The 25,860-nt window shown below is 47.7% G+C and carries 20 protein-coding genes and 1 pseudogene; 8 read left to right on the plus strand and 13 right to left on the minus strand.

Annotated elements, in window-relative coordinates; genetic code table 11:
* Together FC652_RS14290 and FC652_RS14295 are read left to right on the plus strand one after the other, a co-directional pair.
* Positions 1-116 (plus strand): annotated as a pseudogene (locus FC652_RS14290) (IS5/IS1182 family transposase); the annotation flags it as partial.
* 437 nt (positions 117-553) lie between these two features.
* Positions 554-3,334 carry a hypothetical protein gene (locus tag FC652_RS14295; protein ID WP_176299134.1) on the plus strand — a complete coding sequence of 927 codons (2,781 nt, stop codon included), beginning with the start codon at positions 554-556 and terminating at the stop codon, positions 3,332-3,334.
* Positions 3,335-3,455: 121 nt separating this feature from the next.
* Here the strand turns inward: FC652_RS14295 and FC652_RS14300 are convergent, their stop codons facing one another.
* Positions 3,456-4,058 (minus strand): HAD family hydrolase, encoded by a 603-nt coding sequence (locus tag FC652_RS14300; protein ID WP_176299186.1) that lies wholly within the window; start codon positions 4,056-4,058, stop codon positions 3,456-3,458.
* A 214-nt stretch (positions 4,059-4,272) separates the two neighbouring features.
* On the opposite strand from FC652_RS14300, the gene FC652_RS14305 reads away from it, so the two are divergent.
* A complete protein-coding gene (locus tag FC652_RS14305) occupies positions 4,273-5,895 on the plus strand; it encodes a methyl-accepting chemotaxis protein (protein WP_176299135.1) in 1,623 nt (540 codons plus the stop codon).
* A 68-nt stretch (positions 5,896-5,963) separates the two neighbouring features.
* On the opposite strand, the gene FC652_RS14310 is transcribed toward FC652_RS14305, so the two are convergent.
* Positions 5,964-6,509, minus strand: coding sequence for a hypothetical protein (locus FC652_RS14310; RefSeq protein WP_176299136.1), 546 nt, complete (start codon positions 6,507-6,509; stop codon positions 5,964-5,966).
* A 118-nt stretch (positions 6,510-6,627) separates the two neighbouring features.
* Positions 6,628-7,407 carry an EAL domain-containing protein gene (locus tag FC652_RS14315; protein ID WP_108653424.1) on the minus strand — a complete coding sequence of 260 codons (780 nt, stop codon included), beginning with the start codon at positions 7,405-7,407 and terminating at the stop codon, positions 6,628-6,630.
* Between the two features lie 218 nt (positions 7,408-7,625).
* Here FC652_RS14315 and FC652_RS14320 point away from each other — a divergent pair, with 218 nt between their 5' ends.
* Complete coding sequence (locus tag FC652_RS14320; protein WP_176299137.1) at positions 7,626-9,053, plus strand: NAD-dependent succinate-semialdehyde dehydrogenase; 1,428 nt, start codon at positions 7,626-7,628, stop codon at positions 9,051-9,053.
* Positions 9,054-9,206: 153 nt separating this feature from the next.
* A complete protein-coding gene (gene yghU, locus FC652_RS14325) occupies positions 9,207-10,064 on the plus strand; it encodes a glutathione-dependent disulfide-bond oxidoreductase (protein ID WP_176299138.1) in 858 nt (285 codons plus the stop codon).
* 72 nt (positions 10,065-10,136) lie between these two features.
* Here the strand turns inward: yghU and FC652_RS14330 are convergent, their stop codons facing one another.
* Both FC652_RS14330 and FC652_RS14335 read right to left on the minus strand, forming a co-directional pair.
* On the minus strand, positions 10,137-11,483 hold the full coding sequence (locus tag FC652_RS14330) for an HD-GYP domain-containing protein (protein ID WP_176299139.1): 1,347 nt from the start codon (positions 11,481-11,483) through the stop codon (positions 10,137-10,139).
* A 116-nt stretch (positions 11,484-11,599) separates the two neighbouring features.
* A complete protein-coding gene (locus FC652_RS14335; RefSeq protein WP_176299140.1) occupies positions 11,600-13,408 on the minus strand; it encodes a Na/Pi cotransporter family protein in 1,809 nt (602 codons plus the stop codon).
* 189 nt (positions 13,409-13,597) lie between these two features.
* Between FC652_RS14335 and FC652_RS14340 the strand changes: the two genes are divergently transcribed.
* Positions 13,598-16,348 (plus strand): pitrilysin family protein, encoded by a 2,751-nt coding sequence (locus tag FC652_RS14340; protein ID WP_176299141.1) that lies wholly within the window; start codon positions 13,598-13,600, stop codon positions 16,346-16,348.
* Positions 16,349-16,456: 108 nt separating this feature from the next.
* Here FC652_RS14340 and FC652_RS14345 read toward each other — a convergent pair whose 3' ends face one another.
* The gene (locus tag FC652_RS14345; RefSeq protein WP_176299142.1) at positions 16,457-16,942 is read right to left on the minus strand and encodes a VOC family protein; all 486 of its coding nucleotides are present in this window, start codon (positions 16,940-16,942) and stop codon (positions 16,457-16,459) included.
* 187 nt (positions 16,943-17,129) lie between these two features.
* Between FC652_RS14345 and FC652_RS14350 the strand changes: the two genes are divergently transcribed.
* Positions 17,130-18,005, plus strand: a complete 876-nt coding sequence (locus tag FC652_RS14350) for a LysR family transcriptional regulator (RefSeq protein ID WP_176299143.1) — start codon at positions 17,130-17,132, stop codon at positions 18,003-18,005.
* Positions 18,006-18,033: 28 nt separating this feature from the next.
* Here FC652_RS14350 and FC652_RS14355 read toward each other — a convergent pair whose 3' ends face one another.
* The 3 genes from FC652_RS14355 to FC652_RS14370 all read right to left on the minus strand — a co-directional run bounded on the left by FC652_RS14355 (position 18,034) and on the right by FC652_RS14370 (position 21,088).
* Positions 18,034-18,975 carry a LysR family transcriptional regulator gene (locus FC652_RS14355; protein WP_131070539.1) on the minus strand — a complete coding sequence of 314 codons (942 nt, stop codon included), beginning with the start codon at positions 18,973-18,975 and terminating at the stop codon, positions 18,034-18,036.
* 370 nt (positions 18,976-19,345) lie between these two features.
* Positions 19,346-20,431 carry a calcium:proton antiporter gene (locus FC652_RS14365; RefSeq protein WP_176299144.1) on the minus strand — a complete coding sequence of 362 codons (1,086 nt, stop codon included), beginning with the start codon at positions 20,429-20,431 and terminating at the stop codon, positions 19,346-19,348.
* Between the two features lie 33 nt (positions 20,432-20,464).
* Positions 20,465-21,088: a DedA family protein gene (locus tag FC652_RS14370; RefSeq protein WP_176299145.1), complete on the minus strand. Its 624-nt coding sequence runs from the start codon at positions 21,086-21,088 to the stop codon at positions 20,465-20,467.
* A gap of 348 nt (positions 21,089-21,436) precedes the next feature.
* Here FC652_RS14370 and FC652_RS14375 point away from each other — a divergent pair, with 348 nt between their 5' ends.
* The gene (locus FC652_RS14375) at positions 21,437-22,249 is read left to right on the plus strand and encodes an ABC transporter substrate-binding protein (protein WP_176299146.1); all 813 of its coding nucleotides are present in this window, start codon (positions 21,437-21,439) and stop codon (positions 22,247-22,249) included.
* A gap of 86 nt (positions 22,250-22,335) precedes the next feature.
* On the opposite strand, the gene FC652_RS14380 is transcribed toward FC652_RS14375, so the two are convergent.
* From FC652_RS14380 to FC652_RS14395, 4 genes are read right to left on the minus strand one after another with little or no spacing between them, the layout of a single operon-like run.
* Positions 22,336-23,754, minus strand: a complete 1,419-nt coding sequence (locus tag FC652_RS14380) for an ATP-binding protein (RefSeq protein WP_045618961.1) — start codon at positions 23,752-23,754, stop codon at positions 22,336-22,338.
* Positions 23,744-24,400, minus strand: coding sequence for a response regulator (locus FC652_RS14385; protein WP_176299147.1), 657 nt, complete (start codon positions 24,398-24,400; stop codon positions 23,744-23,746). Before FC652_RS14385 ends, FC652_RS14380 begins: the two co-directional genes overlap by 11 nt.
* 3 nt (positions 24,401-24,403) lie before the next feature.
* Positions 24,404-24,991 (minus strand): hypothetical protein, encoded by a 588-nt coding sequence (locus FC652_RS14390; protein ID WP_225454017.1) that lies wholly within the window; start codon positions 24,989-24,991, stop codon positions 24,404-24,406.
* A gap of 55 nt (positions 24,992-25,046) precedes the next feature.
* Positions 25,047-25,853, minus strand: coding sequence for an SDR family oxidoreductase (locus tag FC652_RS14395; RefSeq protein ID WP_176299148.1), 807 nt, complete (start codon positions 25,851-25,853; stop codon positions 25,047-25,049).
* Positions 25,854-25,860 lie beyond the last annotated feature (7 nt).

Raw genomic sequence — 25,860 nt, forward strand, 5'->3', positions numbered from 1 at the left:
GTGGAAAATTAAGTATGAGAGACTACAACGCTCAGGTTGGTGAGACTTATGCCATGATAAAAGCGTTAAACAAGCTTACAGGGTTAGGTATGCCTAAAACTTGTCGTATTGGCTAAAAAAAGCGCAAAATGAAGTCGCTTTACTTTTGTGCTGAATTACGCAACAAAGCCGGCAAGCGGCCAAAGTATGTAGCTTCATAGGAAACACTCTTATGCAATGAAAATGAAAAAACGCGTTACCCCCCTTAGCACTGAGTTGTACAGCGATTTAGAAGATTCAGATAACGCGAAATATGTTTTATGTATTTTTAAGGTGGTGAATTATAGGTATTTGAAATGTGTTTTGAAGGCAAGCAGCGGAAAAACAGTGTTTCCATTTCGCAACAATGGGGTGGGCGGAGAGATGCTCCTTGGACGGATTTGAATATTCACTTGCAATAAAAATATGCACTTGCCTATTTTCAACGCAATCCAATTATTCTGACTATACTCACTGTGATGTCGAAAACATGACGTAAGCTTTTATAAAATCAAAATAAATTGGCAGGTTTTATATGGATAGAAAACACCTCATTCTTGTTGCGCTGGTCATCGGTGTCTTTACAGGTTGCGATAATCACAGTCGGAACAGTCAGCTTGATACGGATAGCGGTAGCAAAAGGACGGAAATACTGCTCACTAGTCAGTCAGGCGGGAGGGGTGCTGTGGGGCTATGGAGCATTCTAAAAGACGACTTGAGTTTGCAAAGTACTTTATTTGAAGCACAAGGTTTGCCAGCCCCTAATATCAGTCAATTGTTCTCTGAAGCTGGTGTTGCCAATATAGGTGGCAAGAAAACAGGTTTTGTCTATTCGAAAGCCAATCAGAGCTTTTATGGCGTCATAGATAAAGCTGTGATTAAATTTGACCCTACAGCGAATCAAGCCCGTATTTTGACTCTGATTCCTGAGTTTTATAAATCCACTTATTATGAGTCATTTAGCCGTTATGTCCTCAAGCCTGTCGTTTCGAAAGATGGCAAAAGTTTGATTGTGATTGCAACTCGTGGAGGAATGGCTCTTCCTGCTTCGCCTGCGGGGGATTCAACGCGGACGAGTGGTGGATTGGTCCATATTAATATTGATGAATCCAGCAGTGACTTTGGTAAGGCGAATATTGTTTTTGAATTCTTTGAGCATAGTAATGCTGTGGGTAGAGATTGGCGCGACCGCATATTTGAGATTATGACAGAGCCAATGCTTTATGATGATGGAACAGACCCATCCATCTTTTTGGGTTCTGAATACGTTGTCATCGACAAAGACATGTGTAACCAATCTGATAATAAATGCACAACGTCAGGAAAGCTTTTCAGTATGCATCCGAGCGATCAGAATGATTGGTCAAAACCTTGGAAAGTCCGTGGCAATGTGATGGGGCACACCATAATACTTGGTCGTACTTCACACTATGATAGTCGAGAAAATGTCATCTGGGGGGTGGGTGAAAATGACTATCAAATGTCGTTGTTCAAAATAACACCTGAAGGAGAATGGGCGCCCGACCCTAGTTCAATCGACGGGATATGGAGTCAGTCTCGGATAGTTTGGTCTACCACTCATGGAACTTACCATCCGCAAGCTGTAGTGAGTGGTTATGGAGATAAAGCTTTAGTTTGGACAACAGGCAGCGTCCCTAATAGCGTTCCAGAATTCCGCCATCCGTTTTTATCCAATATTTATGCTCATAAAGAGCCTGAGATTTTGCAAAGTTTTCAAGGGTTATGGAAGCCGGATTTAAGTGGTTATGCTAAGCCCGCTCATGTGACGGCGAGTCGAAATAGTTCGACCATGTGGGTCGTGGGTAACTCCGACGCCACTGCTGAGGACTTTTACCAAAGTCAAATGACTTATTTAAAGCAAACTCACACCTATGGCTCCGCTGAATATAGTAAAAGCCTGCAAACCTTATTGGACGAATATAATGTGGTTGCTTCGTATGTGGATGAAATTGGTACAAGTTCGCTCTCTCAGCAGCGTTTGTTAGGTGGAGATGTGACGGGGGGTATCTTTTTTGCTGGCAGTGTTGCCGTTGGTGATGAAGGCAGTTTGGATAGCCAACTCTACACTGACGGCTTACTGTTTGCGATGGCCACGGGTGGTGGCGAACATGGTGATGGGGCTCTGATTAAGTACAACCGGAACACAACAGAAGTGACGCGTATTCCTTTGGGCACTAACGAGGTGGGTTATCCTGTAGGTAAAACTGCTCAGGTTAGTTCATCTATCGTAATCGGTGGGACATCGAAAGTTGCCCAAGCGAAACTTAAGCCGATGGAAACCTCGGTTGGGATCTGGTCCGCAAATCTACAAACAGGTGAGCTCTCTGATGAAAGGTTGCCTGGCACGAATGTAAAAGGAGTTTCTGGGGACGTTTACTTAGAAGCGGCTACGCCACCTCTGGCCTTTGTTAGAGCAGGTGATGGAGATTTTTGGGCTAATGCGACATATTGGGCGTACGATATATTTTCGTTTGTTGTGAATCCACAAACACATGAGGAGTTTCGTGCAGGTTTAATCAAAGTGGATGGCAAAACTGGGGCAATAAAAGCCGGGCCATTTATCACTTCCGATGGGCCCAAATATTTTATAGGGAATGCGATAACGCCAATCAGTGGCAATGGAGAATTTGCGATGTTCTTTGAAGGTGCAGGGGTGAATGACACGCCGAGCACAGGGCAGAACCTATTCATCTATGATCTCAATAATATGGATTCGACCAATTACAAAAAAATCGCCTTCTCTCCTGACAACGGTGGACAGTCATCTGGGTTGTGGAGAACTCGTTTTTCACCTGTTTATGATGTGACGTCAAATGCTTGGTACGTCATCACCACGAATAATGTTTCGACCAACGAGATCAATATTGTCAAGTTATCTGCATCGACAGACATTATGACAGACCCTGTCGTGGCTAATGTGAATGTGTCATGGCCGCAGGGAATGCCAATTAACGAGAATGACTATATTGCAACCTCGATGTTTGTTGGTTCGGACCATGCTATTTATTTTGGGACGAGTGATGGCAAACTGATGCGATTTAGTCCTGGCACTACTGCCGTTGAAGTGGCTTACGACTTTGCGCCTGCGAGTGGATCGGCGAAACTACATGGTTTTCTAAATGAGAAAGAAGGTGCCATTGTTGGGCTTATCGTTGATTCAACGGATGAAGTGCTGGGCAGTGGTATGAGAATGTTTGCTTATGATCTAGACAGTGGAACAGCGAACACTGTCAACGCGGATGGTATTGCTGGGAGTGACGATCCTTACCCTGGTTTAAACCTCATTCGTCGTTGAGTCTCTCTCTTTGATACGACAGAAATAAGGATTAAGTACCGAAATTAGGTACTTAATCCTATGCTTAAGAGAAAAATGCCTGTGGTTCTCTCGTCTAAACTTTTTCCTTATTCAAAACTACTCATCCCTGCGGCGCAACTCTCTCCCATTGAAAATACGCTTCGTCTGCCAGTGCCAGCATTGGGCGATCTTCATCGGTATCGCCATAGGCATAAATGCGCGGGTATTGGTCGATATCGCAATGTGCTTTGACTCTGGCAACTTTGCGGGTTTTGCTGCAATCGCCATTGAGGTAGGTGCCAGTTAATGCGGTGTGGTGGATTTTCATTTCGCTGCAAAGCAATTCAATACCTTGGGTTTGACACCAAGGCGCAAGGTAAAGGTCGAGCGAGGCTGACACTAAGATAATACGGTCACCTTTGGCTTGGTGCCACGCCAGTTTTTCCATCGCTTCCACTCGGAGGTAATGAGGAATCACCTCAGCTGCAAAATGTTCCCCCAATTGTTGCAGTTGATGGGCATCGCGGCCACGGAAAGCCACCCAACTGGCAATCGGGCGCATTACATGTGCAGGCAACAGCTTGAGTTTGTATAGGGCATAAAACGGCATGATCGCGAGCCGACCTAGCCATTTGCGCTTGGGAGACGCGGAGTGCTGCAAAAAGAGCGAAAACATATCTTCATGAGTGATGGTGCCATCAAAATCAAACAGAGCGAGATGCATGCGAATACCTAAGCGAAGGGGATAGCTGTTTATAGTGATAGGTAATGGAAAGCGCAAGTATTTCTGTTGTGTCATAGCAATATCGCTTTGCTCTCTAAGTTTGAGTCACTCATGACTCAAATATAAATAGAACAGAAATTAAACTTTTAGATCAGTCATAGAATAGAAAATGGCTTTTCCAGACAATATGCCTAAACAGTAACTAGGTAGTCATATGAAAATACAACACAAACTAACAATTCCTGTAGGCATTATTTTGCTGACGTTTTTGTTGGTCTCTTTTATTAATTATTCGCTGTCTGAAAAACAAGCCAAAATTGCCGATGATATTAACAATGGTATGTATCCGGTGGTGATGAGTCTAGAGGATGCTTATCGAGACTTATACCAGTCGAGCAATGCGGTGCAAGGTTGGCTGCTGGCTTCATCGCAGGATGAAAAGAACTACCATGTCGGGGAGTTTAAAGAAAATGCCTACAAAGCCATTCCGCGAATGAAGAAAGTACAGCAATTAATTGATGCGCAGCTCATTCCTAGCGCAATGCAAGGGGAGCTCAATAGGCTGGTGAAAATAACGCAGAGTTGGATCGGATTGTATGAACCGATATTTAATCAGCCTGATTTAGCTGAACATTATTACGCCGACAACCAGCAAATCATTCACGATGAGTTTGTGCTGATGCGTGCTCAACTCAAAACCCTGAGTAATGCCATTGATGATGAGTTGATGTTGCTCAATCAGCAATATGTTGAACGCCAGAACTTTGTCGACAACGTGATCCTCATGGGTCTGGTGGCGGTGGTGATCAGCGTGTCGTTTGCCTACTGGGTGATTCAGCGTTTTGTGATGAAACCGATGCGACAAATTCAGGTAGCGATGCGCGATATTGCGGAGGGGGAAGGGGATCTTTCTCGCCGTATCGACATTAGCAGCCACGATGAATTGGGCGAGCTTGCGCACTCCTTCAACCAATTTACCAGCCGCATTCATAACACTATTGACGAGGTAGTAGCGGCAACGCAAAGCGTGCGCAGTAACATGCATTTGATTTTGCAATCGACACAGAAAATCAGCCAGTTTTCACATGGGCAGCAACAAGAAAGCCATACGGTTGCGGCGGCAGTGAACGAAATGCAGGCCACCAGTCAGTCGGTGAGTGACAGCGCGAGTGATGCGGCGGATTCCAGTTCGCAAGCCAGCCAGCAAGTGGCTCAAGCTCAACACACAGTGCAACAGACGGTGGTGTCGATCGAGCATCTTGCCAGCGAAATAGAGACAGCGACGCAAGTGATTCATCGTTTGGACTCACAAGTAAGCAACATTGCCTCGGTGTTGGATGTGATTCGTGGCATCGCTGACCAAACCAATTTGTTGGCGCTCAACGCGGCGATTGAAGCGGCACGTGCGGGTGAGCAAGGGCGCGGTTTTGCTGTGGTGGCGGATGAAGTACGCTCTTTGGCGAGTCGTACATCCGACAGTACGGGAGAGATTCAGGCGATGATTGAACGCTTACAGCAAGGCGCCCAAGAGGCGGTGACAGTGATGTCGCGCAGCGTGTCTAGCCGTGAAGAAACGCTGCATAAAGCGAGTCATGCGACTGATTCCTTAGCGCAAATCGGTGCATCTATTCTTCACATGAACGACATGAACAGCCAAATCGCTTCTGCGGCAACTCAGCAAAGTACGGTGAGCGCCGACATAAACCTGAATGTGCAGAACATTGCTGACAGTTCAAAACAGATGGTCAGTATGGTGGCGCAGGTACAACAAGCGTGTGAGAGTCTAGACTCCCAATGTGAGCAGCTGGATACGTTGTTGGGACGATTCAAAATCTAGTCAGTAGAGAAGCAAGTCAAGCGCTGCGAAAGCGTATTTTGCAGCGCTTGAGTGGTAGAAAAGACGGATCACTCGATTTTGGCGTAGTGGTCCACCGCGAAGCTGAAAACAACCTTCATCATGAAAAACAGCGAGCAGGCCAAAAACCAAGGTTCCAGCGGTAACATAGTTAAGAGTAATAACCCGTAACACAATAGGTTTGCCGCAACGATCAATTGAAGTCGATGCCCCTTGAGTGCATTGACGATGAGAGCGGCTGCAATGGTGCTACCCCATACAATCCAAGCGTTCAGTAACGAACCTCCGAGCAGCCAAGCAATCGCAATAACATGGAAATGGATGGCGATGAACATGAAACGGCTGCTGCGTCGAGAGGCGTAGTACAGGTTGGTGCCTCTCGTAAAATTAGCAACACAACCAGCAAGTACATCGACGATGAGAATGAAGCCCATCGCCACCTGCCAAGTAACCTCTGGCGAAGATGGGCGATACAAGACCCCATAAATTGCGGCACTTCCTACAAACGCAAAAGCGAAGATGGAGACGATCTCCAATAGGGATTGTTTTTCTCCCAAGACTTCATGTAGGGATTTGGGGATGGGAATTTCTGCCATTCTTCATTCCTTTTCAGTTTGTACTCGACGGTGATGGATGTTCAACATCGCATGTTGTTGATCGAATAAGTGTGAGAGTGCGCTTCATTCCCCTTCCTCTATGGGGATTGGGAGGATCTTAAAAAGAGCGTTCAAACGCACTGAAGTTGGGTTGTGGCAGCGACTCAAATCCCGGTTTACTGATCAAATAACCCTGAACAAGAGAGATACCCATTGCTCTCAAGCACTCAAGCTCTTCTGCATTTTCTACCCCTTCAACTAACGGGGTGATGTTCAAATCCTTCAACATCGCAACGCAGTGTCGAACAATTTTCTGCCGTTTAGCATCACGGTGAATATTGCGAATAAGGTGCATGTCGAGCTTGACGATGTCGGTTTGAAAATCGCTCAACAGGTTTAGCCCTGAGTAGCCCGCGCCAAAATCATCAATCGCGGTTAAGAATCCGAGTGATTGGTAATATTCGACCACTCTTCTAACATGGTTAGCATCCTCGTATTTTTCGACTTCAGTAAACTCAAACATGATGTTTTCGACAGGAAAGTTGAACCGTTTAGCTGCTTCGAGTGTGGTTCGGATGCATCTTTCTGGTTGATAGATGGCGTTTGGAAGAAAGTTGATACTGAGCTTGGTTTTTAAATTCAATTTCGCAGCCCATTCTATCGCTTTGACTCTGCAAGCTTGGTCAAATTGGTATCGGTTTTCATCACACACTTTAGACAAAATGCTCCACGCGCTTTCACCATTAACGCCTCGAACGAGCGCTTCGTAAGCAAACACTTCCTTACGTACAATATCGACAATCGGTTGAAAGGCCATCGAGAATTCAAAACTTAGGGATTCTTGAGCTTGGCAGCGTGCACAGCCAATAACGTTGGTGTCCAAATTATCACTATTCATATCAGTCTCTTACACGTTTGAGCTTCTAAGGGTTTTACTTTAAAAGATTAGCACTGTTTTTGTCAGGAGAACGTTTTTCTCAGCCATCCCGTTTTCGCGCCACTAGGAATCACGATGATTAGGCGTATAGTGTCTTCGCTTAGGCCCTCTATAATTGGGGCATCGACACTGAATGCCGTGCAGGTGTACGGCATTCCCACGCTCAATAGGAATCCAGTATGAATTCATTATTCAGGCAGCAATGTTATCTGCTCGGTGAATGGCGCAGCGCGCCGCAAACCATGACCATTACCAATCCTTTTAACGATGAAGTGATTGGCACGGTGCCGAATATGGGGGAAAAGGAGACCCAAGAAGTGATCGCGGGTGCAGACAAAGCGTTTCAGCAGTTTAAAGCACTCACGGCACAAGAACGGGCCAATCTGCTGCATCGTTGGCATCAGTTGATCCTAGAACACAGCGATGAGTTGGCGCACATCATGACGTTAGAACAAGGTAAGCCATTGGCTGAAGCGAAGGGAGAAGTGCTTTATGCCGCCAGCTTTATTGAATGGTTTGCTGAAGAGGCGCGCAGAGCCTATGGCACGCTTGTGCCAAGCCACAAAGCAAACGCCAAGATTTTGGTGACCAAAGAGCCGATCGGCGTGGTGGCCGCGATTACCCCTTGGAACTTCCCCGCGGCGATGATCACCCGCAAATGCGGCCCAGCGTTTGCGGCAGGTTGCCCGGTGATTTTAAAACCCGCGCCGGATACCCCTTTTACCGCGCTTGCACTGGCTGTGCTGGCGGAAAAAGCGGGCTTTCCTGCTGGGGTATTTAACGTGATCACCGGTGATGCGGTTGCGATTGGTGGCGAACTGACCAGTAACAAGCGCGTTCGTAAATTATCGTTCACGGGCTCAACGCCCGTCGGCAAACTGTTGATGCGTCAATCGGCAGACAACATCAAAAAGCTCTCTCTTGAACTGGGTGGCAATGCCCCGTTTATCATCTTTGAAGATGCCGATTTGGATGCCGCCGTTGAAGGGGCAATGATCGCCAAGTTCCGCAATGCCGGGCAAACCTGCGTCTGTGCAAACCGCCTTTATGTTCAACGTTCGGTCTATACAGAGTTTTGTGAAAAATTGGTGGCGAAAGTCTCAGCACTTAACGTGGGCAATGGCTTTGACCAAGGCGTTCATCTTGGCCCGCTGATCAACGATGCCGCAGTCGCCAAAGTGGTGCAACACGTCGAAGACGCCCAAAGCAAAGGGGCGCACATTGAATGTGGTCAACTACCCACGGCAGGCAGCCGACTTGTGCAGCCTTTGGTGCTCAGTGGCGTGACAGATGAGATGCTGGTAGCGCAGGAGGAAACCTTTGGTCCTATGGCACCACTGTTTGTCTTTGATAGCGAAGAGGAAGTGCTGGCGCGTGCTAACAATACCGATTTTGGCCTCGCGGCGTACTTCTATACACAATCGCTCTCACGAGCTTGGCGCGTGTCGGAAGCGCTTGAAGCGGGGATTGTCGGTGTCAATGAAGGATTGATTTCCACCACCGTTGCGCCGTTTGGTGGCGTGAAAGAATCGGGCTTAGGTAGAGAAGGTTCATTCCTTGGCATGGATGATTACATGGAAAGTAAGTACATCCTGATGGGGTTATAAAAGGTGCGATTGAGGCGGGTACTGGGCTCAGAAAAGATATATAACCGATCGTTCTAGTTAAGACGAGTTTCGTTGGAAAGTATTCCTTTAAATTTGAGGTCTAAGGACTGATATTAAACAGGTAATTACCTCCAAACCAAAAAAGGACACATCATGGCAAATACCTATACTCCTCCAGCAGTCTGGACCATGAATGAAGAAAACGGCGGTCAGTGGGCGAGCATCAACCGTCCAGATTCGGGTGCGAGATTTGAACGAGAGCTGCCGGTCGGCTCACACCCACTCCAGCTTTACTCTATGGGAACACCCAATGGTCAGAAGGTGACCATCATGCTGGAGGAGTTGTTGGCTCTTGGCGTGAAAGAAGCCGAATACGATGCGCACATCATCAAGATTGGCGATGCGGATCAGTTTTCGTCGGGCTTTGTGGCGGTGAATCCCAACTCAAAAATTCCCGCCTTGGTTGACCGATCTGTGGCTGAGCCGATCAATGTGTTTGAGTCGGGTCATATTCTGGTTTATCTCGCCGAGAAGTTTGGCAAATTGCTGCCTACGGATTTAGCTGCGCGCACTCAAGTCATGAACTGGCTATTCTGGCTGCAAGGTTCAGCCCCCTACTTGGGTGGTGGTTTTGGCCATTTTTATGCTTACGCACCAGAGAAATTTGAGTACCCGATTAACCGCTTCACCATGGAAGCTAAGCGTCAATTAGATGTGCTGGATAAGCAATTGGCGAAACATCGTTACCTCGGTGGCGATGAATATTCGATTGCTGACATCGCTGTTTGGCCTTGGTATGGCAACCTTGTGCTGGGCAAACTGTACAATGCGGCTGAGTTTTTAGACGTGGCGAGCTACCAGAACGTGGTGCGTTGGGCGAAAGACATTGAACAACGTGACGCAGTAAAACGTGGCCGTATCGTCAATAAAACCTGGGGCGAATCGTGGGAGATGGTGGAAGAGCGTCACAGCGCCAGTGACATCGATAAAGCGTTAGCCAGCCAAGCTTGAGCATCCTGTCTATCTATTCAAAAGCCTCTGAAATCAGAGGCTTTTCTTTTACGCTGTGTTTTTTGTGGCCAGTTAGGCCGTTAACGTGGTCGGCGGTGAAAGCGACATCGTGGTCTGCGTTTCCGCTTGCTCGCACGGTGTTGAGAGTTGTTGTTCAGAATCTTCAACACTGATTTGGTAGCAAGTGTTGAGATTGCGCGCGAGATGATCGTAAACATCGGCATCCAACTTACTCTGTATCACCATCGGCCGCATGATGTTGGTGATCTCTTGTGGCGACAACTTGTTGCGATAGGGACGGTTTTGCGACAGTGCTTGAAACACATCGGCAATGGCGATAATACGTGATGGGAGATCGATCTGCTCAGCCGTTTTTCCGTACGGATAGCCACTACCATCTAACCTTTCATGGTGATTAGACGCCCATTCGCTAAGTTTCGAGTTGGGGAATATCATTTTTAACGCAACATCGGTATCGACGGTGTGCCGTCTGATGTGAATATATTCGTTTTCCGTTAGAGGTCCTTCTTTATGCAAGATCTCGTCTGGGGTTCTCAATTTGCCAATGTCATGCACCAATCCAGCCACGTAGATCAGCTTGCTGGTCGATTTTGGCAACCCCATTCGATTGGCAAGATATTCACTGAGTTCTGCCACTTTGAGTGAATGCTGATAGGTGAAGGGGCTTTTCGCATCGACAATGCCTGCAATAAACCGCCCGAGCTGAGTTAAGGCCGACAACGAGAGGTCTTGATGTAGCCATTTGAGCTGGTTGAATGAAAATGGGATGGTTTCAATGTGGGTCGCATCCATCGCAAACCAAAATCCGTCTTTGTGAATCAAAGTAATCAACGCATCAACAAACGTAGGACAAAATAAGCTGCCTTTATGCAGAGTGAGCTCCTCGGTGATCGCTTTTTTGTACAAAGTGATGAGATCCTGATGGGTGTTTTTCAGATATTTTGCGCGTAAAAAATCCAGCCGGTCCGCCAAGTAAATGAGAGCAGCAACATCTTTTTCATAGGGGCTGATAGGGGCGTGCTGTAAATGAAGCCAGTCGGTATGGTGGTAGAGAATGATGTTAGAAAATTGAGCCAGTAACTCACACTGCTCGAGGGCTTGAAAGCCGATGTGGCAGTGCTGCTCACTTTCACTGGGCAGCATATCGCTAATCAGGTGGGAATGTTCTGTGGTTTGTGAAACGCCACAATCATGAATCAGCCCAGAGAGAAAACAAAACTCTTGCTTTTTCTTTTCCCAGCCAAGTACTTGTGCACATTGATAGGCGATGTAAGCGACACGATGATTATGATTTAAATCATCAACACCAACGTAATCGAGTGCGCGTGCCACCCATATCAAGGCGTGTTTGAGATCGACGCTAAACGCATCTCTACTCACGGGTTTGATGGCTTCCATATACCGCTCCTAGCCGAGTGACATTGTTGCTAAACTTATATGAGTCTTATTGCTTAAATCTTAGTCCAGTAGTAGGTTTTCAGCCAATTTGACCTTAGTCGCATCCTAAGGAAAAACTAATTTTGTATTTCGGTGGAAATGTCCCGTTGGCGTAATTGAAGCTTCGAAATGCGCTTAGTAAGGGTATAAATGCGTTTGAGTGTTTCCACCCATTCCATTTCATAACGAAAAATGCGCAGACGGTTGGGCTGCTCTTCCGATAAACGCTGCGCTTGGTGCGCTAACACTGCGTCAATCAGTGAATTCAGTTCACGTTTGGCATTCAAAACCAACTGGGCCGTGGCGGGATCATCGCGACGAATGGCGTTAACGCAGTCGAGCAAAGTTCGGTTCACTTTGTCTTGCACGGTATCTAAGGTGGTGCGCATTTGTGGGCTTATCACAATATCGTCGTTGAGCGCCTTGTAAGCCAATGGTAATAAAGAATTCACCACCAAATCCGCGATGCTTTCCAGTTGGTCGGTGATGCTGATCAGCTTAATTTGCCGCGCGCTTTGCGCATCGGAGAGCGGCTCGCGACGCAGGCGACCCAAATAAGACAAGATCGTGCTGTGCAGTTGATCAACCTCTTCTTCAATCGATTCAATCTGGTTGAGTGTCTCGCGCACCATTTGAGTTTCTTGTGCATCTTTGCACTTTGGTGCCAATGGTGGCAGCATGTTGAGCATATTACACACCCTTCTGCCAACTCGCCCGAGCTCGAGTTGCGCTTGGTCGAGCGCGATATCGGGCGTAGGCAAAAAGGCGTCGTTGATGTATTTGGTTTGAACGGTGGCTTCGCTTTTTTCGGTTGACGTATGAGGCAAGAGCTTGCGAACCAGCCAAACAAATACGCTAGCAAACGGAAGCATGATCAAGGTGTTTAACACATTAAACAGAGTGTTGGCATTAGCGATTTGTCGCGGCAGTTCAGCGGCCATTCGCTCTGTCCCCAAGAGCTCAGGATGAAGCGGAGATAGCATGATCGCCAGCTCGCTCAATACGCTGATCAGAGGTAGCCAAATAATCACGCCTATGACATTAAAAATGATGTGAATGGTCGCGGCCTGCACCGCCTCTCTTGGTTTACCTATTGCTGCCAACACAGCAGTAACACAGGTACCAATATTGGCACCCATTGCCAATGCAATCCCGGTTTCGAGTGGAATAAAACCTTGGCCAGCAAGCACAATCACAATCCCTGTGGTGGCAGATGAAGATTGGACCAAAGCCGTAAAGGCTGCGGCAATCAAAATTGCCAGCAACAAGTTATCCATGTGCGCCATCAAATCAATAAAGGGTTGATAGCTTCGCAGCGGCGCCATCGCTTCACTCATCAAATTCATTCCAAGAAAGATCAAACCGAGGCCAAACAGCATATTGCCGTAGTGTTGAGTGGTTTCCTTTTTTGAGGTGAAAAACATCATAAAACCGATCGCCACCATCACCAATGCCGCCTTGGTGACTTTGAAGGCGATGATTTGCGCGGTGACCGTGGTGCCGATGTTGGCTCCCATGATGACGCCGACCGCTTGTGGTAGCGACATTAATCCGGCAGAAATAAAACCGACCAGCAGCACCGTGGTCACTGATGAAGATTGAATGATCGCTGTAATGCCCGTGCCCGTCAGTACCCCTGCGACACGGTTGGTGGTGAGTTTGGCCAGCCACTGTTTCATCTTATTGCCTGCGGCGCGTTTGAGCGCATCAGACATTTTTTCCATGCCGTAGAGGAAGATCGCCAGCCCACCTAAAAGCCCGACCGTCATCGGCAGATAGTCGATTTCTTGCGCGCCAGAGGCGGCCAATAAAGGGAAGGAAGGAAATGAAGCCAGCACGAAAAGTACTGAGCGAGGAAAAGCAAACACACGGCTTAAACTCATCATAGCAACCACTCAAATTGTTTTAATTATCACTAATAAGAATAGACAGGTTTCGCATGGCAAGGGGAAAAGCTTGTTCGCCGATTTCTGCGACTGATCTCCTGAAAAAAGGTTATCGTATCTATATAAAATAGGTTGAATAGATGGATGGCGATATATTCTGTAGATAAATTATTACTAGGGACGAGATTTATGCGAAGTATGTTGTTCTTCCCAGCATTACTACTGTCAGGTTGTGCTTTAACCCCCAACTCCACGCCATTACAACAAGATGCCAACTGGACAGTTGGTCAGTTACCCAATGGCATGAAATACCACATTTACCCCACAGATGATCAGGAGATCTCGCTGCGTTTGACCGTCAATATCGGTTCCTTCCAAGAGAGTGAGCAGCAGAAAGGGTACGCGCATCTTGTGGAACATATGGCCTTTAACGGCAGTCAACATTTTGCAGGCAATGATGTGATTAAACTCTTTGCGCAAGCAGGAGGTAGCTTTGGCGCAGACATCAATGCGTTCACGACGTACCAGCAGACCACTTACAAGCTGGAACTCAATGATGCCAGTCATCTACAACAAGCATTGGTTTGGATGCGCGATGTCAGCGATGGCATTGAGTTTGATCCTCAAGAAGTGGAAAAAGAGAAAGGCGTCATTCTTGGTGAGTGGCGTCGTGCTCGCCCGGAAGACAAGCCCTTTGCATTGAATGCCTACTATGCGTCGATAGATGACACTGTTTATGAGAAACATGATCCGATTGGCGATCGAGAATCGATTGAAAACGCCACGGCGGAGTCATTGAAGTCGTTCTACCAAACTTGGTATCAACCGCAATATTCAGAGTTAATCATTACTGGCAATGTTGGCGTTGAAGAGATCACCACCCTCATTGAAGAAAAATTTGCCAATTGGCAGATAACGGCCAATAACGTCGTTGAAAAACGCCGCGACATTCCGGTGAAAACGGAGCCTAGAGTGTTGTTTAGCAGCGTGATGGAATCGCCAAGTGTTCATTTTGCTATCGACCGCGGGTTTGTAGGCATGAGCACATCAGCGCAACAACAACAGATGTGGCATGACGACGTGAGCGCTAAGCTGATTCAACAGCGTCTCTACTCGGTGCTCAATGACGCTGCGGAGCCGTATCAATATGTTTATGCCAATGCCTTCGTCAATAACTACAGCCGTATGCTCGCGGGTGGTGTGTCATACGCGCCAGGTCAACGACACGAAATGCATCGCCTTTTTGTCGAAACACTCGCTTCGCTGCGCGATTATGGCGTCAGCCAAGCAGAGCTTGACAGTGTGATGTCGGCGTATCAAACAGAACTAACTAACTTAGACAGTGATTGGCAGCAACGGAAACCCTTTCATATTGCGGACAACCGTGTCATCGATCTTGACCAAGGCAGTGTCAGTCAATCGAAGCAGAGTTATCAAGCTCATTTAACCCAATTTATTGCCCTCAATACATTGGCGATCGCAAACGAGCAATTACAGGGTCTACTTAAAGAAGAGCCTGTGTTCATCATGGGCTTAGGCAAAGGTGAGCATATGGCCACTTGGGCGAAAACCCCCAAGCAGATTGCGGCCGCGTATCAGCGACCGGGCGTAAAACCTTTGACTCTGGCAGTGAAGAATGAGGGCTTCCTTCAGCCCGTTATCGATGGCCAGATTGTCGATATCCGTGACCATGACGGTGGTTTTAAGGTCTATTCGCTATCCAATGGTGTGGAAGTGTGGTTCCAGCAGGATGCACAAGCGGGTAAACGTGCCTACCTCAATTTTGCAAGTCTAGGAGGCAAAGCAGCGATAGATCCAAGCTTGTATCCTGCTTATGACATAACCACTCTTGCGGCCATTCGCAGCGGCTTAGGCGCGTTTTCTGGCACAGAACTGGACAGCTATTTGCGCAAACATGATTTGATGATCAATCCCATTTTGGGTACCACCTATCATGGTGTTGAAATGATCGGCGCCAAAGAAAAATTGGCCATCACTTTGAATGCGCTCTATAACCTAGCAACAGAGATCAATGTTGAACCACGTCAACTGGATGCAGTGAAGAAAGAGTTTGAGCAAGACAGTACCGCATTTTTAAGAGCAGGTATCGGACAACTGGTTTTACAGGCGAATCGTTCCGTCTATTTACCTTCTACTCGTCATCGTCTTGTCACTGGAGAGCAAATGGAGCGCGTGACCGCTGAGCAAGTTCAAGCGATTCACCATGAGCTTTTCGGCAAAAATCATGGCTTCAAAATGGTGTTGATTGCGGATCTCACGCCAGAACAAGTTGCCCCTTTACTAAGACAGTATGTGGCGTCCATCGAGCTACAACCGGGCAATGCACTGAGTTATAACGTCGCCTATCAACCGAACTTACCCGACAGCACCGTGGTGAAAGAGGGAAGTCAAGAATCTTCTTTGCATTGGGTGCGAGTAGTAAACCAGAATGTTGCCGCGAAAGTGGGCAAAGATATGTTTATTGAAGACATGCTGCAACGTATCGCCTCTGCTCGTATTTTGGATCAAGTGCGTGAAAAAGCGAGTTTGGATTACAACCCAGCGGTGTATCCGGTAATGCAAGATCAAGAAACGGTGTCAGATTGGGTCTTTGAGTCGCAGATCGCCCCCAAAGACGCCAAATTGATGGGTCAACAAGTTGAACAGGTGATGGCTGAGTTGGCGGAAAACATCACGCAAGAGGAAGTCAATACCGCAGCAAAACAACTCAGTGCCGATTTGAGAGCCTTGGACAGCGATCCCCGTTTTCGTAACGGCTTCTATATCCGTTATTTGATCAACCGCTATGGTATCGATGCGCTAGTGTCTTACGAGAAAACCGCGCAAAGCGTGACCTTGGAAGAGGTTCAACAAAGAGCACAAAGCACCTTTGGTGAAGGTGTGAAGCGGATGACGTTTGTCCTAGAGCCTAAAGAGTAGTGCGCCAATTGGTTGGTGGTGTTTACCACTAACGGTGTTTTACGCCAATAAAAATGGATTAGCTTTTCGGCTAATCCATTTTTTACGCTAATCTATTGTGCTCTGCGATTACTCGTAATCTGAAGCGTAGGTTTCTTCGTAGGTGTGCGAGTAAAGCTCAAACAAGTTACCAAATGGGTCTTCTAGGTAGACCATTTTCGCTGGCTTGTTGTCGTCTTCTGGGTGGTAACGCATGATGTCCATACGCACTTTACCGCCAAACTCTTCTGTGCGTTTAATGACGCCTTCAAAATCATCGGTTTGTAGACAGAAATGGAAGATGCCAAGGCGAGAGAAATCCACAACGTGACGCTCTTGACGTTCTTTCATTTCAAATAGCTCAACGCCAATGCCGTCGGTGGTGACTAAGTGAGCAATGTTGAAGCCTTTAAAACCCTCGCCAAATACTGCAATACACATTCTGCCGATGGCGCTTTCACGCTCTTCCACCACTTTGGTGTTGTTCATAACGATTTTTAGGCCAAGTGCATGGGTGTAAAATTCTACCGCTTTATCCATGTCACCGACCATGATGCCTACGTGATTCATTTTCATTTTTCTGCTCCAAACGCTCGTGAGTTCGATTCGTTGATTGGTGTCGATCAGCAAATCCCGTTGATTGCTGAATCCGTTTCGATGGAGAGAGTATAGGGAGTTATAATTATTACTTGAAATTATCATAATTTATTATTTTAATAATTTTTTGTTTTTATCATTAAGCAATCACTTAGGCGGGCAAGCGATGTTAAATCCAGTTTGGCTGACGACCTTTAAAACCTTAATTGAGGTCGGCCACTTTACCAAAACCGCTGAAAAGCTTTTCATGACTCAACCGGGTGTCAGCCAACACATTCGCAAGCTGGAAGAGAGCTGCGGTGCTGCGCTCATTGAGCGGGACAAAAAGAGTTTTGAAATCACCGAAGCGGGGCAGCGCGTTTATCAATACGCAAAACAGTTGGAAAGTGAACAAGCCGAACTGCTGCAAAGTCTGCAATTTGATAATCCACATGCGGGGGGCTGCCGGGTGGCCTGTTCGGGCGCTTTGGGGTTAAAGCTTTATCCGCAGCTGCTCGATTTACAATGTAAATACCCAGAACTGATCCCCCAGTTGGAAGTGGCGCCCAATCATAAAATCATTCAAGCGGTACTCAATGGCGAAGCCGATTTAGGCATTGTCACTCACTTGCCGCAACCGGCTTTGTTTGAAGTACAAGCGCTGGGCTCGGATGAACTTTGTCTGTTTTATCCCGCCAAGTTTAAAGGGGAAACGCTCGCCAGTATTATCGAGTTAGGCTTGATTGAGCACCCTGATGCGCCGCACTATTTAGAACTCTATTTGGCGCTGTGTGGGGAAGTTGAGCAAGGTCTAGATAGACGACAGGTTCAAAGCTCAGGCTATGTGAATCAGCTGAGCCAAATTCTTTTACCTGTCGCTCGGGGGCTTGGATTCACCGTATTACCACGCTCGGCAATGAGCCAGTTTTCATTGACGGAGCACTTGGCCATCTACCCAAGCGCTCAGAGAGTGGAGGAATCTCTTTACTTAATCAGCAAAAAAGCGCGCACTCTGCCAGCACGCTTTGAGGTGGTGGCGCAAGCCATACGACAAGCGCTGTAGGTATATTGGCACGAAAAACGGGTTGCGGTTATTGAGGTGTGGAGGCAGAGCCTTGCTCTTGTAGCGCTTCGGCTAATTTTCTCTTTAGCCACAATATCGTTGGGCTTGCTTTGTACTTCTCATGAAAATAAACGTTGATGTCGGTATTGAGTGGCGTGGGGCCAAAAGAAATATCGATAGAGCGCAGGCCCGATTGGCTATCAAGGTTTAAATAGCGTGAACCAAGAAACAGCATATCGCTGTTTTTGGTCACCTCAATCACCGCCGAAGGCAACTCTGAGCGAAAGCCGACCTTAGCTTGGTGCCCATAGATTTGCAGGAGTTTTTCCGCGACAGATTGGGTGTAGTTCCAGTCAGCGGCGATCAGTGTGGAAAATTCAAATTGATGGCCATCTTCCACTCGCGCGGTACTTTGTTTATAGGGATGATCGTCACGCACGTAGGCTCTAAAGGTATCTTTAGCGATGGTGGTGTGTAGCACCTCTTTCGGCAAACGTTCTATGGCGTAGTTCAAACCAAGATGCACCTTATCATTCACGATGTCCTCGACGCTGGATTTCCCCCAATTAAGAAATTGGATTTGAGCGTTGGGAGCTTCTGCGCGAATCAAGGTAAACAGGCGTTGGGCAATCCCAGTTAGCAGAAATGGGGAGACAACAATTCTGAGCGGCCTATCAATTTGGCTCGGGTCAAATCCACCAGAATAGTTCACCACATGCATCAAATCGTTCATCACTGGGGCCAGTGATTCGGCGAGTTGTTCGGCAAACTCCGTGGCTTTGAGCCCGTGATAGGTCTTCACAAAGAGCTCATCACCGAATGAGTCTCTTAAGCGCTGTAGCGATTTACTCACCGCCGGTTGAGAGATAAAAAGCCTCTCGGCGGCTTTACGCATGTTTCTTTCTTGGTTGAGAATCAAAAAAGTTCGCAATAAGTTAAGGTCGAGTTTTGAAAAGAGATCTCTTGCCATTTACTGGAGTCCAAACCATCTGAAATCGCTGTGTAGCATGAGTATAAGTGATTGAGAGATATAAGCGATACCTGTTCGCCATTGCCGTGATTGTCACGGCAATTTGCTAAGGGGATCTGTTACAAATAGACGTAAAATGGCAAGCCAAAGCCAATGAACAGTGCGCCAAAAATGGTCAAACGGAAAAAGTGGTTCATGATGCGAGTCAACATATCAGGGCCTCTTGAATGAGTGGTGGGTTTGTCGCTGCAATACCCGAGTAAAGAGTAGAAAAAGGTGATATCCCTATCTGTTTTTCCCTGAGCCGAGGCTAGTTTCACGTTATGGTTTTATGTTTCGCATGTGGTGTCAGTTCGTGGTCTAGCGAGAACTAGTCGAACATCAACACCACGTAAGCGATGAAGAGTACAAGGTGTGTCGCGCCGTTGAGTGGGTGCGTACGGCCGCTGCTAAAGGTCATCATTGAGACCAATATCGTTGCGACTAACAACACCATATCGGCGGGACCCAATCCAAGAATCACCGTTTCTCCTAAAAATACCGCAATGAGCAGTACCGCGGGCACCGTGAGTGAAATGGTCGCCAATACCGAGCCGTAAAAAAGATTCATCGCACGCTGCAACTGGTTATTGAGTGCCGCTTTAATTGCGCCCACACCTTCCGGCGAGAGGATAATCATCGCCACGATGAGTCCACCCAGCGCAGAGGGGGCGCCTAAGGTGTTGATGCTTTGGTCAATCGGGATCGCAATGCTTTTGGCAAGGCCGATCACTAACGCTAAATTTGCCACCAAAAAGAGTGCGTGATAACCGATAGAGCGAGTTTCGTGATGCTCATGTTCAGTCTCTGACACATCGTTAATGAAATAGTCGGTATGGCTCTTGGTTTGGATAAAGAGAAACACACCATACAGCAGCAGTGACGTCACGATCAGCGTGAAAATCATCACGGTCGACATGCCACCAAAGCTGTCTTGAGAAGTAAAGTTTGGCAAAATCAGGCAGATGGTCACCACTGGAATAATCGCGGCGATATAGGCTTTCAGCCCTTGAACATTGTATGCCTGAGAGTGATACCTTAACCCGCCAATCAGCAAAGTGATACCAACCAAACCGTTCATGACCCCCATCACGACCGCAAACATAGTATCTCTTGCCATTACTGGGTTTTCAGAGCCCGTCAGCATGACTGACGAAATCATCGCCACTTCCAGCAGCACCACCGATAACGTCAAAATCAAGGTGCCATAGGGTTCGCCGAGCTTATGGGCTAAGGCATCCGCATGTCGCACAACCGCGAATATCATCACCATGGTCACGGCGAATAAAATCAACACAGAAAGAATACCCAGTGGTGACATCAAATCATGGCTGAGTAAGTCGTTCCCTTTGAAGAGAAACGTGGCAACCGTGAGCGAACCTAGTAGGAAAGAACGAGTTTCATGAGCGTGTTTCATCTTGTTCCTCAACGTGACAAAAAGTGGTTGAACTTATCGTTGGTTGAAATAACGAATGACGATGCCAAACAGGGTAATAAACATCAATGTTAGGCTGACGCCGACCAATCCTTTTATCAGTATGGCTTGATAATTTTCGAACATAGGGTTGAGTAGGGCGAATTTTCCTATCAGCAGTAAAAGAGCCACCCACAATAATGAACTCGATAAATTTGAGAAAAATACTTTGACGGCATTTAATCTATTCACTCCCATCATCATTGGTGTTAGCACGCGTACAAATGGAATAAAACGCGAAACAAAGAGGGATAAAAATCCGTATTTCATCAACAGTGTTGTCGCTCTCTCTAATGTGCCATTGGGTAGAATGCCTTCTAGTGAACGATGAACGCGGCTCTGCCTGAGCAAGAACCCTTGCCAGTAAGCCACTAAACCGCCAAGGCTGGCTGCTAAGGTGAGCAGAATGATACTCTCGGTCACAGGCAGCACCCCCAATGCCACCATGCCACCGGAAAAAATCACCAAGCTATCGCCGGGAAGCGGCAGAAAAACAAACGCCGATTCCAAAAATAAAATAGTGGTCAAAATAATCAGTAGATACTTTGAATTCTGTATAACATCGAAATCGCTTGTGATTAGCGCAGTAAAAAACTCCACTGACTTTCTCCCTTTAGAAATAACCACCGACAGCAAGTCCAGCGAGAAAAATAATAATTAAGTACACAAAGGCTAATATTCTTGAAATGTTCATAATTTTATATTCCTTATTACTTGATCTTTGCGGAATGGCGATTTAACTGTGGTGTTTTGCTTCAGTCACGCTCGCTATTGGCTGGTTTCTCTGTTCGATAGGTATTGTATTGGCGGCAGAATGGTCGGTCTAATGAAAGCCCTTCAACACCATAATAACCATGAGTTATTAATGAATTCGTTCGCCAAGCTTCACAACAGGAGAGAGTGGCGCTGCTATAGTTTAAGGAATGGCAAAAAGGGACTGAGGTAGTTATGCGGCTATTACTGGGATGTTTCATTGCGCTTTGCAGCTATGTCACTGTGGCGAGTGCCACAACAGAGATCATCATGGGCTATCGCACGACCGCGAAAATGCCTTATATCCATGCTGAGCCGAGTGATGATGGCTTTTACTTCGAGTTGTATGACGAGGCGGCCAAACGGATTGGTGCAAAACTCAAAGTAGTGCGTTTGCCAAAGTTACGTGTTTTGATCGCCTTGGAAGCGGGGGAGATTGACTTCTACCCTGGCTTTGCCTTTGATGAGGAACGAGCCAAATACGCTTATTGGGTACCCAATGGCACCTATCAACGTGATGTGGCGATCACGCTCAAGGGGCGGCCGCTCATGACGCAGGCAACCAGTCTTGATGGGCTTACGCAGCTGGTGGCGCTGGGAAATCCAGATTATTTGGTGGGGCGCGACACGTCACAGATGGATCAACTGACGGTGTCGGAACTCGATGTCGGCCGAGCCATGACCTTTTTGCGTCGAGGTCGCGCGGATTTTTATGTCTATGAAGAAGATACGCTACGTTATTTTCTCAAAACCGAAGGGTCGAGCGATATGATGATTCACCCTCAATTTGTCGATCGCAGTTCACCTTCTTGGGCGGGATTTAGTCGTAATTCTGCTTTATTTGAAGGCCAAGAGAATCCGGCCTATGACCCCAACTTACCTTTGGCTTGGGATAACATGCCGATGCAACTAGTGCCAGGCTCGGTGATTGACGAGTTTCAGCAAGCCCTTCACCAAATGGAAATGGAAGGTTGGACGCAAGCTTTGTACCGCAAGTATTTTGAGTGATTGCGATAGCTTAATTGCAGTCAGAGAAAAGGCGCCACAGCGCCTTTTTGTCGTCATAGTTCACCTCTTCTGCCCGTTGGGGCAGATTACGGGTTGGTTCGCCAAAAGCGCACACGAAACACATTGCGATGCTCGCTGCGAGGGAGCAGTTCGAGTGTGGCGTTGTGTAACTTGGCGATGTCTTGGCAAATCGCCATGCCCAAACCTGCACCATCGCCTTTCTCGCTATTGGCGCGGAAGAAGGGCTCGAACAACTTGCCACGGCTGGCTTCGTCAATCGGGTTGCCATTGTCGGCCACCAATACATCCACATATTGATCGGTTTCCACTACGCTGATGTCAATGTCGCTTTGAGCGCCCGAGTAGCGGATTGCGTTATCCAGTAGGTTACGAAACAGCGCTTCGAGCAGCGTTTTGTCACCTTGCAACGACACTTCTGCGCTCTGCAAACTGAGCTCTTGTTGCTGCTTTAAGGCCAACAATGCCATATCCGCCATCACGCTTTGCAGCAGCTTATCAAGTTCAACGCTGTCGCACGCCAGCTCGCTGGCGTTTTCTACCTTAGCCAAGGTTAGCAGCTGGTGAATCAAACGGTCGGTACGGTCGATGCCTTTGAGGATGTTATTGAGGTCATGAGAAAGTTGCTGTGGATTCTCGCTGGCGAGGGCATTCTCTGCATTCAGGCGCAAAATGGTCAGGGGTGTTTTCAGCTCGTGCGCCGCAGTGCGCGTAAAACGTTTTTCGCGCTGCCATGCTTGCTCTAACGCGCTGAGCAACTGGTTGAGAGCATCCACTAACGGGGTGAGCTCCTGCGTTGGTTGATCCACTTCAATACGATCCAACTTGTTGGCGCTGCGGTGGCTGATGGCAGCGCGCAGTGATTCGATCGGGCGAAAGTTCTTATCAATTAACCACAACAAAATCACCAACAACGCGGGCAATAAGATCAGTTGTGGCAAAGCGGTCGAGAGGGCAATTTCACTGATGATTTCATTGCGAATGCGATGATTTTCCGCCACCACAATCCATTCGGAATAACCGGATCCTGCGGGAGAGGATAGCTGAAAAATACGCCAGCGTTCACCATTCATTTGAGTATCACGAAAGCCGTTTTTTTGCGTCTCTGAGCCCAGTGCCGTCAACGATGAATCGGAGCTCCAAATCAGCTCGCCATGGCGGAAAAACTGCAATACCAGATTTTGCTCGTAAGGATGGCCAAACGCGGTGCCTTCGTCATCGTCTTCTCGGGCGAGGCGGCGTAAGTTGGTGCGCCACTGCTCAAACTGTTGTTGGTGCTGCTGCAAACTGTCTTTTTCGGGGGCGATGGACCATGCCATCAACATCAGTTTTGCCGTTTGACCCAAGCGCGCGTCGTACACTTCTCCCACTTCATGCTGCGCAGAGCTGTAGCTGAAATACATGGTCATGATCAGTAAAAAGCAGGAAAGCAAGCTCACAGAGAGCGTTAAGCGTCGCTTGATGGAGAAGGGTTGGCTACTTTTCAATGATGTACCCCACGCCACGGATATTTTTAATCGGCACGTTGGGTGCCTTTTTGCGCAAGTTGTGAATGTGCACTTCAATGGCGTTGTCGCTGGCGCTGTCATCCCAACCGTGCAGAGACTGCTGCAACTGATCTTTACTCATCACTCGCCCAGCATTGGTCATTAACGCCGCAAGGATTTTAAATTCGTTACGCGTCAGTTTTAAAACGGCCTCTTGATAACGAATGGATTGGTCGGAGAGGGAGAGGCTCAATTCGCCCACTTCAATCACTTCCGTTGCGCTACCAGATTGACGACGAATCACCACCCGCAAACGGGCCAGCAGCTCTTCTAGCGCAAAAGGTTTGCCCAGATAATCGTCCGCGCCTCGGTCTAAACCTTGGACGCGATCTTTGATGTCGTCTCTGGCGGTCAAAATCACCACAGGCAAGTTGAAGCCCACACTGCGAATGTTGCGCAGCACGTCTAAGCCATCGATATCCGGTAAGGTTAAATCGAGGATCACCGCCGTGAAATCTTCGGTTTTCAGTGCGCTGGTGACGCCTGAGCCTTTTTCTAACCAATCAACCGTATAGCCATGGCGACTTAGCGAAGTCACCATGGATTGGCCAAGCAATGTGTCGTCTTCAATCAGTAGTAATCGCATGATTTATTTCAGTTTCTCCAATGCGGCATCAATTTCAAGTTGTCTGCCTTTGTCGGCCAAGAGTCGATTGAGGCGTGGCTCGGCTTGTTTGGCGCGGGTCAAATAGACTTTGGCTTCTTTGCTTCGCCCATCTTCTGCTAGAAAGTCTCCATAAAAATAGTTGGGATCAATGCCTTTTGGGTTGATCTCTAACGCTTTTTTCAACATTTCTTCCGCTTTTTCGTCATCGCCAAAGCCCAGTGGCCAGCCAGGGACTTTGTAGTAGAGCGACCCCAAGCTGGTGTAGGCCGAGCCATCAAGTGTATTCGGGGCGGTGGCAATCACTTTTTCCAGCAACGCTTTCGCTTCCTTGGCTAAGGACAATGCACCCAAACCGCCTTGCGCTCCCGCGAGGGAGGCTTTGTTAATCGCAAGCCAAACGGTGAGTTCGGGATTGTCCGGCATCTGCTGTAACATGGCGGTATTATGCATGATCAAGTTTTCTAAACACTTGATTTTTTGATCCTCATCTTCTACCTGATATTGGCATACCGCCCATTTGCTTTGCACATCCTGCAATGGGGTGACAGCAAAGCTGCTGGCGGAAAGCATGCTGAGCGCTAAGATGCTCGAGGTCGTTAAAATACGTTTCATAGCGAACTCCTTTTCAGTGACTGGTTCGGTTGATGAACTGTTCAATGGTGTGTTGCTGTTTGCGAATGGCGTTGGCCACGACGCTGGGCAGCAGTTGATTGAGCCGAGCAAAGAGCTTTTCTGGCCAGCCTATCCACTTGGCTGCGATCTCTTTTTCCAGCATGAGTACGATGTGGTCAGCGACCACTTGTGGGTCGTCGCTGCGATTACCCAGTTGTTGGTTCATCTGCACCACGGCCTCGGAATTGAGGGATGTTGAGGTGGCTCTCGGGGCAAGATAGAGCACGCGAATTTCCTCTGCCGTCAGTTCTCGATCCAGCGCTTCGCTCAAGCGATGTAATCCCGCTTTGGCCGCGCAGTAGCTACTGTAGCCGGGGTAGCCAATGGATCCAAACGTCGAGCCAATATTGAGGATAATGCCAGGGCGGCTGATCCAAGAGAGCGCCGCTTGGCTAAGCAACATGGGCGTCAGCAAGTTGAGTTTGAGCTCTTGTTCCAGCTCGTGGGCGCTTCGCTGACTCAGTGGAGCAAACGCGTTGCAGCCTGCGTTGTTGATCAACACATTGATGCGCTGATGATTCTCGTAGTGTTGCTGCGCAAAGCGATTCACGGCTGCAATGCCTTCCTCACTCGCTAGATCGGCCAGCAAAATATGGTGGCGCTCTGCACCTGAGAGCTGATTTTTTAAGGCGCGCAGTTTTTGCTCATTGCGTCCTTGCAAAATTAAGTTTGCACCGAGCCTTGCGAGGGTTTTCGCCGTTGCTTGGCCAATGCCGCCAGTGGCACCGGTGAGCAATATGTTTGCCTGTGAAAGTTGCATAGTGCCT

The organism is Vibrio sp. 05-20-BW147, assembly GCF_013369385.1.
In the GTDB taxonomy this organism is placed as follows: Bacteria; Pseudomonadota; Gammaproteobacteria; order Enterobacterales; family Vibrionaceae; genus Vibrio; species Vibrio floridensis.